Origin of the sequence: Pedobacter sp. L105 (assembly GCF_009765875.1) — a bacterium.
GTDB lineage: Bacteria > Bacteroidota > Bacteroidia > Sphingobacteriales > Sphingobacteriaceae > Pedobacter.
This window is the reverse complement of sequence record NZ_LMUP01000014.1, coordinates 33,434-49,783: the sequence shown is the minus strand read 5'-3', so window position 1 is coordinate 49,783 and position 16,350 is coordinate 33,434. Positions and strand designations below refer to the sequence as shown.

Here is a 16,350-nt window from a genome sequence, read left to right as displayed (position 1 = left end):
TCAGGGCTATATTGTTCCTACCATATCTTCTGGTTTAACCCACTGATCAAAATCCTCGCTGGTTAATAAACCCAGGCTTACGGCGGCCTGACGCAACGTGATGTTTTCTTTCAGCGCTTTCTTTGCGATTTTGGCCGAATTTTCATAACCAATATGAGGGCTCAAAGCGGTAACCAGCATTAAGGATTCTTCCAGGTGTTTTTTTATCCCCTCATAGTTTGGCTCAATACCTGCCGCACAATGTTTATTAAAGGAAGCGCAGGCATCACCTATCAACCTGGCCGACTGTAAAAAGTTAGCTGCAATAACCGGTTTGAATACGTTGAGCTGATACTGCCCGTTTGATCCGCCTATGCTGATAGCCACATCATTGCCCATTACCTGCGCTGCGATCATGGTAACCGCTTCATTCTGGGTAGGGTTTACCTTACCCGGCATGATGGAAGATCCGGGTTCGTTTTCAGGCAAATGCAGTTCACCGATACTGCAGCGCGGCCCTGAAGCCAGCATCCGTATATCATTGGCGATCTTCATTAAGGATACCGCAATTTGTTTTAAGGCGCCATGGCTCTCTACCATAGCATCATGGGCCGATAAAGCTTCAAATTTGTTATCCGCCGTGCGGAAAGGAAAGTTGGTAAATTTAGCAATGTATTCAGCAACCTTAACCGCATACCCTTTTGGGGTATTCATCCCTGTACCTACAGCCGTACCGCCAAGGGCAAGCTCAGAAAGATGGTCGAGCGTGTTTCTCAATGCCCGAAGCCCATGGTCCAGCTGTGATACATAACCAGATATTTCCTGCCCCAGGGTCAGCGGAACAGCATCCATTAAATGGGTGCGCCCAATTTTCACTACATGCTTAAATTCCTCGGATTTTGCTTTCAGTGTATCACGTAAACCCTCTATACCGGGTATGGTTACATCGATCAGAATTTTGTAAGCCGCAATATGCATCGCCGTAGGAAAAGTATCATTGGAAGATTGCGACATATTCACATCATCATTCGGATGAATAAAAGGTTTGCCCTCTCCCAGTTGATGACCTTGTATAACATTTACCCGGTTAGAAATTACTTCGTTTACATTCATATTGGATTGCGTGCCCGATCCTGTCTGCCAGATAACCAGTGGAAATTCACCGGCCAGTTTTCCTTCCAGGATCTCTTCACATACCTGAACAATCAGATCTCTTTTCTCCTCGCTTAGCACTTTTAAATCAGTATTAGCATAAGCCGCAGCTTTTTTAAGATAGGCAAAGGCCGTGATGATCTCCTCTGGCATAGAAGCCTTCGGGCCAATCTCAAAGTTATTGCGCGACCTTTCGGTTTGCGGTCCCCAGTATTGAGTGGCCGGAACCTGCACTTCGCCCATGGTATCCTTTTCAGTTCTGAAATTGACTGGGGGAATGGTTATTGGTTTGATTTCGTTTGACATGATCTGTTTTATTAATCTTTAAATATTGCTGCTTTTAGATGTTCCCAATTCATCCGGGCTATGTTTAATACGGATATGCCCTGCGGGCATTTCGCTTCGCAGGCTTCTGTGTTACTGCAATGGCCAAAGCCTTCTGCATCCATTTGTGCAACCATCTTGAGTACCCTTTTAGCGGCTTCCTGTTTTCCCTGGGGTAATTTTACCAGATGGGAAATCTTAGCTGAAGTAAACAATGCTGCACTTGAATTTTTACAGGTAGCTACGCAGGCACCACAGCCGATACAGGCGGCAGAATCAAAAGCAGCTTCGGCGATCTCATGGGTGATCAGCTGCGCATTCGCTTCCTGTGGCTGCCCGGTATTAGCAGTGATGTAACCACCCGACTGGATGATCCTGTCGAAAGAAGAACGGTCCACTTTCAGGTCGCGCTTAACCGGAAAAGCCAAAGCCCTGAAGGGTTCTACATAGATCGTTTCATTTGCTGCAAACTCACGCATGTGCAGCTGGCATACCGTTAATCCGGGTACCGGGCCATGCGCCTGACCGTTGATCATCATGCCGCAGCTTCCGCAAATGCCTTCCCTGCAGTCGTGGTCAAACTCTACCGGTGTATCACCTTTAAGAATCAACTGTTTATTCAGTGTATCTATCATTTCCAGAAAAGACATATTCTGGTCTACCTGATCCAGGTCGTAATCAACCAGTTTACCTTTTGTGGAGGCATCTTTCTGACGCCATATTTTAAGATGTATTTTCATGATTTCTAGCTATAACTTCTAACAGATAATTTAACAAACTCGAATACCAGCGGTTCCGGATGAAGGACAGGTTCGATATCCTTTCCTGCCCATTCCCAGGCAGAAACGTAACAGAACTTTTCGTCGTTACGGAGTGCTTCGCCATCAGGGGTTTGGTATTCTTCCCTGAAATGCGCCCCGCAAGATTCTTCACGGCTCAGTGCATCATGGCACATCAGCTCCGAGATCTCCAGATAATCGGCCACCCTGCCCGCTTTTTCCAGCTCGGCATTGATCTCTCCGGGCTCGCCCGAAACGATCAGTTCTTTGTAAAATGCAGCCCGCAACACTTGAATACCGGCTATGGCTTCTTTTAAGCCGGCAGCAGAACGTGATAAACCACATTTATCATATAATAACTTCCCTAGTTCCTTGTGAAAATCATCTGCCGTTTTGGTGCCTTTAATCTTTATCAGCTTTGCCAGCTGTTCCTTCACTTCTTTTTCTGCCAGATCAAACTGAGGATGTTTAGTGGTGATCTTTTCTGCCTTCAGTTCTCCGGCCAGATAATTGGCCAGCGTATAAGGAAGGATAAAGTAGCCGTCTACAGAAGCCTGCAACAATGAATTTGCCCCCAGCCGGTTAGCACCATGGTCGGCAAAATTGGCTTCACCTACCGCAAAAAGCCCCGGGATGGTAGTCATCAGTTCATAATCTACCCAGAGCCCGCCCATAGAAAAGTGGGCTGCCGGAGAGATCTTCATCGGTGCCGCATAAGCATCATCAGCGGTAATCTTTTTATACATAGAAAACAGGTTGCCATACTTTTCTTTCACCTTATCTATGCCTTGTTCTTTGATCACTTTAGAGAAATCCAGGTAAACTGCATTGCGCTGTTTACCTACGCCAAAACCGGCATCAATCCTCTCTTTCGCTGCTCTGGAAGCAATATCACGTGGTGCCAGGTTACCAAAAGACGGATAACGCCTTTCCAGGTAATAATCCCTTTCCTCTTCTGGAATAGCATTGGCCTCTCTCTTTTCGTCCTTTAATTTGGGTACCCAGATCCGTCCGTCGTTACGCAGGGATTCTGACATCAGTGTTAACTTAGACTGATAATCTCCTGCCTGCGGCAGACAGGTGGGATGGATCTGCGTCCAGCTGGGACAGGCCATCAAAGCCCCTCTTTTGTGCGCCCGCCAGATGGCCGAAGCATTACAGCCCATGGCCAGCGTAGACAAATAGTAGATCTTTCCGAAACCACCGGTAGCAATCACAACGGCCGGAGCTGCATAACGCTCAATTTCACCAGAATCCAGGTTACGAACAATCACACCTTTTGCTTTGCCGTCTACCACCACCAGGTCGAGCATTTCATGCCGGGTATGGAGGGTTACTTTTTTCAGGTCTACCTGTTTCATCAATGCCTGATAAGCACCCAGCAACAGCTGCTGCCCGGTTTGTCCGCGTGCATAAAATGTACGGCTTACCTGCACACCGCCAAAAGAGCGGTTGCTCAAATAGCCGCCATACTCCCTGGCAAAGGGAACACCCTGCGCCACAGCCTGGTCAATCAGGTTCAATGAACATTCTGCCAGGCGGTAAACATTGGCTTCCCGCGACCTGAAGTCGCCACCTTTTAACGTATCATAAAACATCCGGTAAACCGAATCGCCGTCATTCTGATAATTTTTTGCAGCATTTACCCCTCCTTGTGCGGCTACGGAATGTGCCCTTCGGGCAGAATCCTGGAAGCAAAAAGAAGTTACAGGATAACCCTGCTCTGCCAGCGATGCCGCCGCAGAGGCACCCGATAAACCAGTTCCGATAATGATTACCGGCAGTTTCTTCCGGTTGGCAGGGTTTACTAATTTTGCATGTTCTTTATAAGAGCTCCACTTATCCGCTAAGGGGCCTGCCGGAATTTTGGCATCTAATTTCATAATCCGAATTGAGTAAGGTGAACATAAATGGGAATGATGGCAAAGCCGATGCTAAGCGCATAACTGTAGAAGATGCCGAAGACCTGCACATAACCCGCATAACGGGGATGGTACAATCCAAGTGTCCTTACTGCACTTTTAAAACCATGCAGTAAATGGTAGCCCAGAGCAATCATCGCCAACACATAGATCAATACGTACCACCAGGATTTAAAAGCATTCACTACAATGGCGTACAAGTCTTTGTGCCCGTTTCTGTCATAAGGCAGGGCACCGAATTTATAGACGTACCAGAAATCTTTAAAGTGGATCACCAGGAAGATCAATAATAAGCTGCCCAGTATCCCCATATTCCGGGAATACCATTTACTTACCTGCTTACGGTCGTCATACACGTACTTTGCCGCTGTCTTTTTGTTTTTAAGCGTGATCACCAGAGCGTCTACAGCATGTGCGATGAGGCAGAAATAAAGCACATAGGAGATCATCATAATAAAGATATTGGTAGACAGCAGATCGGAATACCAGTTGAACATCTCCGAGGCTTTAGCCGCCGGGAGCAATAATTGCAGGTTACCCAGTAAATGGATCAGCAGGAAAAAACAGAGGAACAATCCGGTAAGGGCCATCAGGTTCTTACGCGACAAAGTGCTGGTTAATAAGTTGATTTTCATATTTTTCTTTTATATTCCTTAATAAATTCCTGTTACTTTCCACCATAAACCGCCTAAGCCCATCCAGATAGCTAAAAAGACAATACCGATGAGTAAACCGATGGTCCACCATTGTTTGATCTCTACATAACCGCTCCCAAAAAATACCGGTGCCGGGCCATGTGCATAATGTGTAAGTGTGCCATACAATGAACCGGTAAAACCCAGCATCAGTGCCAGCAGCATTGGCGGTACGCCCATGGCCACGCCTACTGCCAGTAAAGCGGCATACATGGCGGCCACATGTGCTGTTGCACTGGCAAACAGGTAATGGCTGAAAAAATAAACAAGCACGATAATGGGAAAAGCGATCGTCCAGGATAGGCCCAGCAGCTGCACCTGAATCAGATGTCCGAACCAGGGGATAAAACCCAGTGAGTTTAACTGTCCGGCCATCATCACTAAAGTGGCAAACCACACGATGGTATCCCAGGCGCCCTTTTCTGATTTCACATCATCCCAGGTCAATACCTGTGTGAGCAAAAGAATAGTTAAGCCTATAAAAGCGGTGGTAGTAGCATCTATTTTAAAGATATCGCCGGTTACCCACAGTACCAGTAAAATGGCAAAAGCGAGCAGCATCAGCCATTCATTTTTTGTGATCGCCCCCATCTCTTTCAGCTTTTGTACAGCCATAGCGGGTGCCTCGGGTGTTGTCTTTAGTTCGGGAGGAAAAATTTTGTACAATAAATAGGGAATAATAACTACCGAGGCCATGCCTGGAACGATAGCGGCCCAGAACCACGACATCCAGGTGAAGTGTATGCCCATGCCGGCAGCAAACTTCTGCGCCATAGGGTTACTAGCCGTACCGGTAAGGAACATGGCAGAACCAATCAGGTTCATATAATAACTGTTCAATGTAAGGTAAGCGCCAACCTTGCGGTGTGTTTCTGGTTTATCGGGCATAGAGCCCAGGCTCATTGACATGGACTTCATGATCGGATAAATGATACCGCCACCCCTGGCCGTATTGCTTGGAATAGCGGGTGCAAGGATCAGATCTGCTGCACCCAGGCTATAGGCCAGGCCTAAAGGGCTTTTACCAAAAAACTTGATAAAAATATAAGCAATCCTGCTGCCCAGTCCTGTTTTGATAAAACCGCGGGCAATAAAAAAACTAATGCCGATGAGCCAGATCACTTTATCGCCAAAACTGCTCAGCGCAAGGGTTACAGACTTGGCAGGGTCGCCCGGTGCCAGAACACCCGTAATGGCAACCACCGCAATGGCCATCATACAGAGCGTTCCCATTGGGGAAGCCTTTAGGATAATGCCCAGTATGGTAGCCAGGAATATAGCCAGCAAATGCCAGGCCTGTGGTTTCACTCCTTCCGGAGCGGGGATAAACCAGATAACCAGGCCAACCACTACCGTGATCAGCAGGGGAATAAGCTGGATTTCTTTGGGCAGCACGATGGCTGCTACTGAAGGTTTTGTCATTGGATAGATTGTATGGTTGGTTTAAAAAAATAATTGATCGTTATAACCTCGACTGCACCTGTACCACGAAGAGCGAGTTATTATACTGGGTAGTGAGCGGAACGTTCTTACTGTAATGATCTATATTCACCCCAAGCTGTATCCTGGCACTATAGGCTTTCAGGAACTCGGCACTGATCATTGGTGTATAGGTTTGACGCGGATTACTGGCATGTTTAAAATCTTCATCGAAGTATTCATACCTGCAGGAGAATTCCAGTGAGCTTAACCGGTGGTAATTAATAGCATACCTGATATTTGGCAGGAAGTACATGCCCCGCATCTGGTATTGCGAAACGGTACCTACCCTTTTGGCAGAATCCATGGCATAATACAGTGCATGGTTATTTCCCTGCTTAAATTCAGTTTCCATTTCCAGCGACCATTTTTTTACAATAGGTACTGTTGCGGATAGATCTGCGCCGGAAGCATACACATGGCTGCCATACACACTGGCCAGTCCTCCGTTCAGTCCGAGTTTAATCTGAAGCTTTTTCTCCAGTTCAAATTCTACACGCGTAGAAAAACTCTTGCCGTTATTGTTGTCGGTTAGCTGGTTCCTGTTGTTTCCATTAACCATTGAGACTTCATATTTAATCGGTATTGCACCGCCAACACCACCGAAAATACTGGCCCCTAACTGAAAGCTCTGCCATCCGTTATTACCAAAGGCGGTATATTGATTGGAATAATCCAGGGATTTGATCACATCTACGGGATACATATCCTCCAGTCCGAAAGCCGGCCTGAACTGTCCCATTTTTAAATGGATATAGGGGTTAAGCCGATAAGTGATATAGGCATTTTCCAGCACCTTATTAGATGGGTTTCCTTCAAAATCTGCCAGGTTTAAGAGCATGACAACCGTTGTACGATCGGATATTTCTGAGGTAAACTGCAACCTTGCCCTTTTGATACTATAGTTATTGTCTACAGCTTTACCATCCATATGCTGCAAACCGGTTACGTCAACATTTTTATTTCCGCTAAACGCATACCGGGCCTGGAACAACCCTTGTATGGTAATCTTCGCTTTACTGGAAGCCGTGGTATCGGGCTTGGTAATTTCCGGGACATTGATGGTTATTCCCTGGGCATTCGCAGTTAAAATACGGCAGGATGCCAGCAGCAATAAAAGGAAAAATTTGTTCATAAAATGATTAAAATCAGAGGGATAGAATTAAACCTCTTTGTTTAATCAAAGGTCAACTAACCAGAATAGTGACGGATGTCACAGGTCAGTATAAAATATGATGTTCATCACATATTATGTCAGTCATTGATTGATCTTTGTATATTAAATCATAAAAACATGCCTTATATACAGCTCGATGTTACTAAAACATATCCCGTAGCCACTAAACAGATACTGGCTAAACGCGTAGGAGACATATTCTCTGCAATTATGCAGGCGAATTTGAACCGGGTAACCTTTACGATCAGGGAATTAGGTGAAGGGGCAGTGTGGCGCTGCACCAATGAAGAGCCCAGACCAGGGGCACTCCTAATGTGTGATATCCGCAGCGGCCGCACACCAGAAACCCGTACAGAACTGGCCAAAGCATTGATCGCCGCCTGTGTGGAAATCCTCGGATTAGCAACCAATGAATTGAATGTGGAATTTACCCAGCATGCAGGCAATGAAATGTACCATCCCTTGATGGGCGGTTTGAGCGAAGACTGGTCGCCAGAGGAGCAATAATGCATCATTTATTGCTATTTGACAAAATAAATAAAATTCATTTCCGAGTTAATCTTAAATTTGTACTTTTTATAGATTAAAATAACAAAATGAGTTTATATAAAACGAATGAAGAAGTAGAGATACAGCGCGAAAGTTGTTTGCTGGTCAACGCTTCGATCACCGAAATTGCTAAGATCCTTAAACCAGGCCTTACTACCCTATCACTGGATACACTGGCAGAAACTTTTATCAGGGACAATGGCGGTACGCCTTCCTGTAAAGGTTACCATGGATTTCCATATGCCTTATGTATATCTGTAAATGACCAGGTAGTTCATGGTTTTCCGGGCAGTCATGTGCTTAAAGAAGGCGATATCATTACGATAGACACAGTAGTTTCTAAAAATGGATTTAATGGCGACAGTGCTTATACCTTCATTTTAGGAGAAACTACCCCCGAGATACTTCAATTGGTAAAAGTGACCAAGGAAGCCTTATATATTGGTATTGCGCAAGCGGTGACCGGCAACCGTACCGGCGATATTGGATATGCCATTGAAAACTATACCTACGGCCAGCACGGTTATGGTGTGATCAGGGAAATGGTTGGACATGGTGTTGGCCGGGAAATGCACGAAGATCCGCAGGTACCCAATTACGGAAGAAGGGGCAGCGGAAAAAAACTACAGGAAAATATGGTACTGGCTATTGAGCCGATGATCACTATGGGAAGCCGTGAGATCCATTTCCTTGATGATGGCTGGACTATTGTTGCAGCAGACGGCTCACCAGCTGTCCATTTTGAACACAACGTTTGCGTAAAAAAAGGCAAGCCCGAGATCCTTACAGATTTTAGCGGAATTGAACAGGCAGAGAAATTGAATAGCAACCTGAATAGCAGTTATTATTCGATTTAGCGGTAACATCCATCAAGATATCCAATAGTAGAACGAAATAAATTTCTTCACAGATTGAGAACGTTTTCGATTTCATTTAAATGAAGAGATTTATTCGTTTTAGCAAATAAATGATATGTACCTTTTAGAGTTGCAAGACAAAAATAGCTGGCAATTTAGCCAGGTGTGAAATAAAGGGTTATGGAAAAAATGGTTGTCATGGATAACATCCCAGCTAACGAACAGCAGCGGCTGGAAACTCTTCAGCGTTATCAGATTATTGATACTCCTCCGGAACAGTCTTTTGACAATATAGGCAAAGTGGCCACGCAATTTTTCGATTTACCGGTAGCGATGATTTCATTCATCGACACAGAAAATGTATTTATCAAAACAAAGGTAGGAATCGATGTTGTCAGCAAGATTCCCAGAAGTAATAGCCTGTGCTCTATTACGCTGCTGAACAATGAGCTCACGGTATTTGAAAATATACCTGAAATAGATCATTGTTTCCCTGTTGATGGGCCCTCGGCTGCTGATTATGGATTTAAATTCTATGCGGGAACGCCCATCGTTTCAGCTAATGGATTAAGTATAGGCGTAATCTGCCTGATGGGTATGGAAGTAAGGGGCTTTTCAGAAAAAGAAGAGGAGCTGCTTAAAAAACTGGCCGTCATTGTGATGGATGAAATTGAATTACTCCTGCAGGGTAAACTCGAAGCTGAAAAAGATCTGCTTACTGCCATTCATCACGCACAATTGAACTTCAATAACCAGTCGCTGATAGCACATGCACCTGTGGCCATTGCCATTTTAACCGGTCGCGAACTAACCATTGAAATAGCCAATATAAAAATACTCGAAGTTTGGGGTAAAACCGATAGTGTGATCGGTAAATCCATGAAAGATGCCCTGCCAGAATTGGAAGGACAACCTTATTTACAGATTTTTGATGATGTATTTACTTCCGGAAAGCCGTTCTACGGAAATGAGCTGTCGGCCACACTGGTCCGGAACGGGGTTATAGAGGATGTTTACTTTAATTTTGTCTACCAGCCACTGAAAGATGTTTCAGGATCAACGGTAAGCATTATGATCGTAGCCACTGAAGTTACAGAGCACATCAAAGCCAGAAAACTGCTGGAAGAAAGTGAAAAACAACTGGAAAACATGGTGATGAGTTCCACCGCGGGAATGGTTATCTATAAGGGAAGAAACTTAATCATAGAAACAGTGAACCAGCGCATTCTGGATATCTGGGAGAAAAATGCAGAGGAAGTAGTAGGAATGTCATTGTTTGATTTGTTTCCAGGCCACGTGACTGAAGCTTATCCTGGTCCGATGTTAAACGTTTTTGACAGCCGCGAGCCCGTTTCATTTACTGAAATTGAAGTCGTATTTCCAGCTTTGCCCGAAGACCGTTCTTTCTTCCTTAACGTTTCTTACTTTCCGCTAATTGACGAGGCCGGCGAGGTAAACCATATCATGGTTTCGTTGCAGGATGTTACTGAGATCGTCAAAGCACGTAAATTGTCAGAACAAACTGCAATTGAACAAAAGGCAGCGAATGAAGCACTGATCAAAGCCATAGAAGAATTTGCAAAAGCAAATAAAGAATTACTCGCTAATAACAAGGATCTCAAACAAACTCATGAAATTTTAAAAAATACATTGAGTGAACTTCCTTCCAGCAGCCGCTGATAAATGATATACCGACCGGGACATTGAACATTTCCATACCGGTATTATAATTTCATATCCAACAATAATTCTGATAAACCATACAAATTAATCAAATCCCAAATATGGGATTTGATTAATTTGTATGCCCTGAAATAAAAAACACTATTTTATTTCAATATTTCCATGAATATGGACGTAATTCTAAACGAATTCATATAATTATTGAATATTTCTTGCTAAAAAACCAATTTTCAATTGAATTTTTAACAAAAAGATTCGATATTAGCGCCATGGATTTAGCTTCCTTCTTTTCAGGAGTGTTTCACCCCTATTATCGGCGATATAAATCTAAAATTCAATTGACATCCTTACTTTGTTATAAAATAGCAGATTTTACAGTGTTATTTTAAAGGGAAGGCAAAAATTATTTACATTAAAAAAAATGAAACAATAAAAATGGCAAAACTGGAGTATATCTGGCTGGATGGCTACAAACCAACACAAAGCCTGCGCAGCAAAACAAAAATTGAGAAAGATTTCAGCGGGAAATTAGAAGACCTGTCAAACTGGAGTTTTGATGGTTCATCTACAGAGCAGGCCCCCGGAGGTTCATCTGACTGTGTGTTAAAACCAGTTTATATCGTTAAGGATCCGCAGCGAAGAGATGCTTACCTGGTGATGTGTGAAGTATTGGATTCTAAAGGTGTTGCGCATGAGTCAAATGGGCGTGCACATATTGAAGATGACGATAACGATTTTTGGTTTGGTTTTGAACAGGAATACTTTTTATGGGATCCCGCTACCAATAAACCACTTGGTTTCCCTGCTTCAGGGTATCCTGCCCCGCAAGGACCATATTATTGTTCAGTAGGTGCTAACAATGCATTTGGAAGAGAGATTGTTGAAGAACATTTAGATGCTTGTCTGGATGCAGGATTAAATGTTGAAGGGATCAATGCAGAAGTTGCCGCAGGACAATGGGAATTCCAGATTTTTGCCAAAGGCGCTAAAGAAGCTGGCGACCAGATCTGGTTAGCCCGTTATTTACTGGAAAGAATAGGTGAAAAATACGGGATTGCAATTAATTATCATTGTAAACCATTAGGTACGCTGGATTGGAACGGTTCAGGTATGCATGCTAACTTCTCTAATACAACTTTGCGTACTGCAGGTAAAAAAGAAGTTTATGATGCGATTTGTGAAGCTTTCCGCCCGGTAATCAAAGAACACGTTGAAGTTTACGGTGCTGATAACCATTTGCGTTTAACAGGCAAACATGAAACTGCTTCTATTCACGATTTCAGCTATGGTGTCTCAGATCGTGGTGCTTCTATCCGTATTCCTTTGTACACGGTAGAAAAAGGATGGAACGGTTACCTGGAAGATCGTCGTCCTAACTCAGCTGCAGATCCTTATAAAGTAGCTGCACGTATTATTAAAACAGTTAAATCTGCAAATATATAGTCTTTGATAGGGTGTCCAATGGGCACCCTATCTTTTGTACCGATGCCCCCGCCTTTCAGCCATTAGTTTCCGCCGCTGAATTTCCTGGTTTCCAGCACATCCTGTACAGACCGAGGCAATGCCGACAGCAGCTGGTAACCTGTAGCCTTTTCAATATCCCTTACTGTACATAAGTAATTCATCCAATTGGGAGTAATATTGTTATCATTAGGTGTATTAATGGCGATCACCAATGTATTGCTGTTTATCCGTTGCAAGTCGTTATCACCCTCTGGCAAAATCACGACTACCTTCCAGATATGGGATGGCACATTGATCTTCCCCTCATCAATACTGGTTGCATATCCATTTTTCCCTGTGCCCCCGCTTCCGTAACTGCCCATGATCACATACACTTCATATCCGGTTTTAACCTTATCCCTGCAATAGCTTTCCAGATGCTCCCAGGTATGCTGGTTGTTGTTTGGTGCCTGCGGAATCATGTTATCCATTAAAAAAGTGGAAGAGTTAGCGGCTGTTGAACTGGTACGGTCTCCACTCGGGCAATTGTGCCCCTTATCAAAACCAGATCCCCTGTAACTGGTGTTATCGGCCTCATACCATCCACCCGGCAAATCGGTATCCGGCCTGAAATTATTGAGCCTGTCGGTACTCCCAAGGTCTTCGGAACCAATATGCCAGCTTACCCAATTGGGTTCTGTTTTAGTTTTGTTATAACTTTCCACATAATACTGATGATCGATCAGGTAGTTATCTGCATTTGCAGTACTGCTGGTGGCGCCGCTTGGATTACCCAGCAGTAAGCTGCTGTTGTTAACTGTACGATTGTTGTCCAGAGGTTTCGCCACTGTCACTGAACTAACAGGTGCAGCAGCAGTCATATGGTCAGCTCTGTACAAAACAAAATCATCAATATTGATCCGGTTTTTACCACCGCTGATCTTCCTGATCTCAAAACGTACTTTATGGCTGCCATTTAATTTAAAAGAAGCCAGCTGCAGTTCATGATCTGTACTGATCACCGTTTCGCCAACCTGTTCATAAGTTTTGCCCTCATCTTCAGAAGCCCATAATTGCCATGAAGAAGTTCCATCACTGGCATAAACGGCATGGTTAATACTTAGGCCTGTAACTCCCTGAATATCAAAATCCATACTAAGCCTTCCAGCGTTACGTATACGTATAGCATGTCCATCATGCTGCGCATCTGTTTTTCCTGAAGCCAGGAGTGCATCGTCCAGAATCCAACGTCCGCTGCCAAAGGTAACCGCAGCAGCGGCATAAGACGGTTTAGCTGCCTGTGCCTGCTCAAAATTTTCAGTAATAGGCCTAACTTGTTTATTCACCGAAGCTACATGGCGTGTTTCGGTAATCACCGACTGAACTGAAGTATTTACTATATGTTGAGGTGCTGTCTGCTGACAACTGCTATGATAAAGAACCGAGGCAACTAAAGTAATTTGTACCAGTAGTGTTTTAGAATTCATGAATAATTGAAGTTTAGCGCAAAGCTAACAGATTAAAAATAATTTGTAAATCATACTGATAAAATCCGACACCGCTGTTTATGCGTAATAAATCCATATTTTAAAACTATTTGATTTATTAACGCTTATAAGGCTAATATTTACACCACCCCTAACCTATGTCTAAATTATCAGATCGTCTTATCGCTTCCAACCAGGGATTACTGGCAGAAACCCTGCCCTATAAATATGAAGCAATGACTGAAAACGCTTTTCGTTTTTACCGCGGCACGTGCGACCTTTTTTATGAAGACCTGCAATGCAGCAGTGCAGATTTACCTCCCTCGCCCCTGGCCTGGATCTGCGGCGACCTCCATCTGGAGAATTTCGGCAGTTACCGCGGAGAAAATAAACTGGTATATTTCGATCTTAATGATTTTGATGAAGCCTTACTGGCACCGGCATCCTATGAGCTGGTGAGATTACTGTCCAGCATTTTTATCGCTTTTGAAACCCTGAAAATAGAACCCGAAAAAGCCAGGAACATGGCGCAGGTATTCCTTAAAACCTATTCGGCCACTTTAGCGAAAGGGAAATCGGTGAGTATTGAGCCCAGAACAGCTAAAGGAATAGTACGCGACTTCCTGATTGCAGCAGAAAAAAGTAAAGCCAGGGACCTGCTGGAAAAACGAACTGAGAAAAAACAGCGAAAACTGGTTTTATCCCTGAAAGACGAACGTCACCTAAAAGTAGAGAAAGAATTAAAAAAAGAATTGAAGGAACATATTGCGAATTGGATTGAAAACAGTAGCGACGGTCCTTACAATTACAAAGTAAAAAGCTGTGTGTTCCGGTTGGCAGGCACGGGCAGTATCGGTGTAAAACGCTATTTGTTTTTACTAAAAAGCACCAATACCAATAATCAATACCTGCTGATCGATATGAAACAATCGCTGGATTCTTCCCTCAGCCCTTTTATAACTGTCAAACAACCAGCCTGGAATACTAACGCAGAAAGGATTGCAACCATCCAGCACCGCATGCAAAACGTAACCCCTTCCCTGCTCAGTACTACAGTTTTTAGAGGGGATGCCTACGTGATCCAGGAACTACAGCCGGTTAAAGACTCTATTGAATTTAAAATGATTCGCGATCAATACCGCGACCTTTACCAGGTAATTGATGATATGGCCACTTTAACGGCATCTTCACAATTAAGAAGCGGCGGCATCCAGGGCTCTGCTATTATTGATGACCTTTCAGCATTTGGAAAAGATACCTCCTGGCAGGAACCACTGATCAATTATGCGCAAAAATATAGCAATACGGTAACCAGGGATTATTTCCGGTATTTATTAGATTACAGGGAAGGTAAATTTGCCATTAAAGAAACCTCCCCCGAAGTGCTGGAAAAAAAAGTTCCTGCATCAGTTTAAGACGCCAGGGTAAACAACCTGTCCTTTACATAAAGGTCGCCAAGTTTTTCTGCAGCAAAGTCAATTTCTTCGGCAGTATTGTACCTGCTGAACGAGAACCTTACTGTACTGCGGTCAAAATCAGTACCCAAGGCACTTAATACATGAGAACCTGAAGTTGAACGGCTATTACAGGCGCTACCGCCAGAGGCACACACCTCATGTTCATCCAGGTAATCCAGTAAGGAGATTCCGGTTCCCAAACCAGGAAGGGAAACACTCAGTACAGTGGACAGGCTCAGCGTAGGATGTGCTGAATTTCCGTTAAATTTTACTCCTGGAATTTGATGGGCTAACTGATTGATCATTCTTTCTTTCAACCGGCTGATGTGGTGATGATAGTTGTCCCTATTGGTATAGGCCAGTTCCATGGCTTTAGCAAGCCCTACGATACCGGTTAAATTTTCTGTTCCGCTGCGCTGGCTTCTTTCCTGTGAACCACCACTGATATGAGGTTTGATCACTTCTGCCGAACGTTTATATAAAAAGCCAACTCCTTTAGGCCCGTGGAACTTATGTGCAGAACCGACTAAAAAATCGGCTTTAAGTTCTTTTGTATTGTATTGGTATTGTCCCATGGTTTGTACGGTGTCTGAATGAAAAACAGCACCGTACCTGCTACAGACTTCTGCAATCTCGTGAATATCATTTAAGTTTCCCACCTCATTATTTCCGTGCATTACAGAAACAAAAGTCTTTTCTCCTGCAGAAAGCAGTTGATCCAAATGCGGAAGAGAAAGATTACCCTTTTCATCATGTTTCAGGTATACCAGTTTGATCTCACCATTTCTTTCCAGTGTTTTCAAAGTATTTAATACCGCATGATGTTCAAAAGGCGTAGTGATGGCGAGTTTAATCCTGTCCGTTCTTATCGCAGATAAAATAGCAGTATTGTCTGCTTCGGTGCCTCCGGAAGTAAAAATAATATGATCAGGAGAGGTATTCAATAAGCCAGCAATTGTTTCGCGCGATTCTTCTAAAGCCCTCTTAGCTTCCCTCCCGTAATGATGTACGGATGAAGGATTACCAAAATGTTCAAAAAAGTAGGGCTGCATAGCCTGAAAAACATCTATACTTAAAGGAGTGGTAGCAGCATTGTCAAGATAAATTCTCATTTCCATCAATTTAAAGGGTGATTAAAAAAAAACTTATTCAGAGAGAACGGGGATGGAAGATCTTATCTATCCGCTAATTAGCGGAAGGATTTAGCACCTTATAATATTATAGGTTGCTAAGACGTCGCAGGGCCTTTCCCTCAGTCTTTCTGGATAAGTAAATAAGTGTAAGAACTATTTAATAAGACAAATATACAAAAAGACTACAAAACTAGTATACATTATTTTAAAATAATTTATTCTGCAACATTTTAG

13 protein-coding genes and 1 riboswitch are annotated in these 16,350 nt (G+C 43.6%); of the genes, 5 read left to right on the top strand and 8 right to left on the bottom strand.

Annotated elements, in window-relative coordinates; genetic code table 11:
* Positions 1-6: 6 nt before the first annotated feature.
* Genes fumC through GSQ84_RS23210 form a run of 6 tightly spaced genes read right to left on the bottom strand, consistent with a single transcriptional unit; the run spans position 7 to position 7,465 of the window.
* A complete protein-coding gene (fumC, locus tag GSQ84_RS23235; protein WP_158799773.1) occupies positions 7-1,437 on the bottom strand; it encodes a class II fumarate hydratase in 1,431 nt (476 codons plus the stop codon).
* A gap of 11 nt (positions 1,438-1,448) precedes the next feature.
* The gene (locus GSQ84_RS23230) at positions 1,449-2,195 is read right to left on the bottom strand and encodes a succinate dehydrogenase/fumarate reductase iron-sulfur subunit (protein WP_158799772.1); all 747 of its coding nucleotides are present in this window, start codon (positions 2,193-2,195) and stop codon (positions 1,449-1,451) included.
* 5 nt (positions 2,196-2,200) lie between these two features.
* On the bottom strand, positions 2,201-4,117 hold the full coding sequence (locus GSQ84_RS23225) for a fumarate reductase/succinate dehydrogenase flavoprotein subunit (protein WP_158799771.1): 1,917 nt from the start codon (positions 4,115-4,117) through the stop codon (positions 2,201-2,203).
* Positions 4,114-4,791, bottom strand: a complete 678-nt coding sequence (locus GSQ84_RS23220) for a succinate dehydrogenase cytochrome b subunit (RefSeq protein ID WP_158799770.1) — start codon at positions 4,789-4,791, stop codon at positions 4,114-4,116. Before GSQ84_RS23220 ends, GSQ84_RS23225 begins: the two co-directional genes overlap by 4 nt.
* Positions 4,792-4,809: 18 nt before the next feature.
* The gene (locus GSQ84_RS23215) at positions 4,810-6,273 is read right to left on the bottom strand and encodes an anion permease (protein WP_158799769.1); all 1,464 of its coding nucleotides are present in this window, start codon (positions 6,271-6,273) and stop codon (positions 4,810-4,812) included.
* A gap of 40 nt (positions 6,274-6,313) precedes the next feature.
* Positions 6,314-7,465 carry a porin gene (locus GSQ84_RS23210; protein WP_158799768.1) on the bottom strand — a complete coding sequence of 384 codons (1,152 nt, stop codon included), beginning with the start codon at positions 7,463-7,465 and terminating at the stop codon, positions 6,314-6,316.
* Between the two features lie 159 nt (positions 7,466-7,624).
* Between GSQ84_RS23210 and GSQ84_RS23205 the strand changes: the two genes are divergently transcribed.
* The 4 genes from GSQ84_RS23205 (at position 7,625) to GSQ84_RS23190 (ending at position 12,039) form a co-directional block, all read left to right on the top strand.
* Entirely contained in the window at positions 7,625-8,014 is a 390-nt protein-coding gene (locus tag GSQ84_RS23205) for a tautomerase (RefSeq protein ID WP_158799767.1), read from the top strand.
* 89 nt (positions 8,015-8,103) lie between these two features.
* Positions 8,104-8,913 carry a type I methionyl aminopeptidase gene (gene map, locus GSQ84_RS23200; RefSeq protein ID WP_158799766.1) on the top strand — a complete coding sequence of 270 codons (810 nt, stop codon included), beginning with the start codon at positions 8,104-8,106 and terminating at the stop codon, positions 8,911-8,913.
* Positions 8,914-9,111: 198 nt separating this feature from the next.
* Positions 9,112-10,593 (top strand): PAS domain-containing protein, encoded by a 1,482-nt coding sequence (locus GSQ84_RS23195; protein WP_158799765.1) that lies wholly within the window; start codon positions 9,112-9,114, stop codon positions 10,591-10,593.
* A 438-nt stretch (positions 10,594-11,031) separates the two neighbouring features.
* Positions 11,032-12,039 carry a glutamine synthetase beta-grasp domain-containing protein gene (locus tag GSQ84_RS23190; protein ID WP_174238689.1) on the top strand — a complete coding sequence of 336 codons (1,008 nt, stop codon included), beginning with the start codon at positions 11,032-11,034 and terminating at the stop codon, positions 12,037-12,039.
* 62 nt (positions 12,040-12,101) lie between these two features.
* Here the strand turns inward: GSQ84_RS23190 and GSQ84_RS23185 are convergent, their stop codons facing one another.
* Positions 12,102-13,526, bottom strand: coding sequence for a DNA/RNA non-specific endonuclease (locus tag GSQ84_RS23185; RefSeq protein ID WP_158799764.1), 1,425 nt, complete (start codon positions 13,524-13,526; stop codon positions 12,102-12,104).
* 158 nt (positions 13,527-13,684) lie between these two features.
* Between GSQ84_RS23185 and GSQ84_RS23180 the strand changes: the two genes are divergently transcribed.
* Positions 13,685-14,941: a DUF2252 domain-containing protein gene (locus GSQ84_RS23180; protein ID WP_158799763.1), complete on the top strand. Its 1,257-nt coding sequence runs from the start codon at positions 13,685-13,687 to the stop codon at positions 14,939-14,941.
* On the opposite strand, the gene GSQ84_RS23175 is transcribed toward GSQ84_RS23180, so the two are convergent.
* Positions 14,938-16,095 (bottom strand): cysteine desulfurase family protein, encoded by a 1,158-nt coding sequence (locus tag GSQ84_RS23175; protein ID WP_158799762.1) that lies wholly within the window; start codon positions 16,093-16,095, stop codon positions 14,938-14,940. The two genes, GSQ84_RS23180 and GSQ84_RS23175, sit on opposite strands and share 4 nt — an antisense overlap.
* 59 nt (positions 16,096-16,154) lie before the next feature.
* A riboswitch (SAM riboswitch) is annotated at positions 16,155-16,255 on the bottom strand.
* Positions 16,256-16,350: the final 95 nt, after the last annotated feature.

Excerpts from the sequence above, each read along its gene's own strand:
- fumC (WP_158799773.1), bottom strand. The coding sequence starts at position 1,437 with ATGTCAAACGAAATCAAACCAATAACCATTCCCCCAGTCAATTTCAGA.
- GSQ84_RS23230 (WP_158799772.1), bottom strand. The coding sequence starts at position 2,195 with ATGAAAATACATCTTAAAATATGGCGTCAGAAAGATGCCTCCACAAAA.
- GSQ84_RS23225 (WP_158799771.1), bottom strand. The coding sequence starts at position 4,117 with ATGAAATTAGATGCCAAAATTCCGGCAGGCCCCTTAGCGGATAAGTGG.
- GSQ84_RS23220 (WP_158799770.1), bottom strand. The coding sequence starts at position 4,791 with ATGAAAATCAACTTATTAACCAGCACTTTGTCGCGTAAGAACCTGATG.
- GSQ84_RS23215 (WP_158799769.1), bottom strand. The coding sequence starts at position 6,273 with ATGACAAAACCTTCAGTAGCAGCCATCGTGCTGCCCAAAGAAATCCAG.
- GSQ84_RS23210 (WP_158799768.1), bottom strand. The coding sequence starts at position 7,465 with ATGAACAAATTTTTCCTTTTATTGCTGCTGGCATCCTGCCGTATTTTA.
- GSQ84_RS23205 (WP_158799767.1), top strand. The coding sequence starts at position 7,625 with ATGCCTTATATACAGCTCGATGTTACTAAAACATATCCCGTAGCCACT.
- map (WP_158799766.1), top strand. The coding sequence starts at position 8,104 with ATGAGTTTATATAAAACGAATGAAGAAGTAGAGATACAGCGCGAAAGT.
- GSQ84_RS23195 (WP_158799765.1), top strand. The coding sequence starts at position 9,112 with ATGGATAACATCCCAGCTAACGAACAGCAGCGGCTGGAAACTCTTCAG.
- GSQ84_RS23190 (WP_174238689.1), top strand. The coding sequence starts at position 11,032 with ATGGCAAAACTGGAGTATATCTGGCTGGATGGCTACAAACCAACACAA.
- GSQ84_RS23185 (WP_158799764.1), bottom strand. The coding sequence starts at position 13,526 with ATGAATTCTAAAACACTACTGGTACAAATTACTTTAGTTGCCTCGGTT.
- GSQ84_RS23180 (WP_158799763.1), top strand. The coding sequence starts at position 13,685 with ATGTCTAAATTATCAGATCGTCTTATCGCTTCCAACCAGGGATTACTG.
- GSQ84_RS23175 (WP_158799762.1), bottom strand. The coding sequence starts at position 16,095 with ATGAGAATTTATCTTGACAATGCTGCTACCACTCCTTTAAGTATAGAT.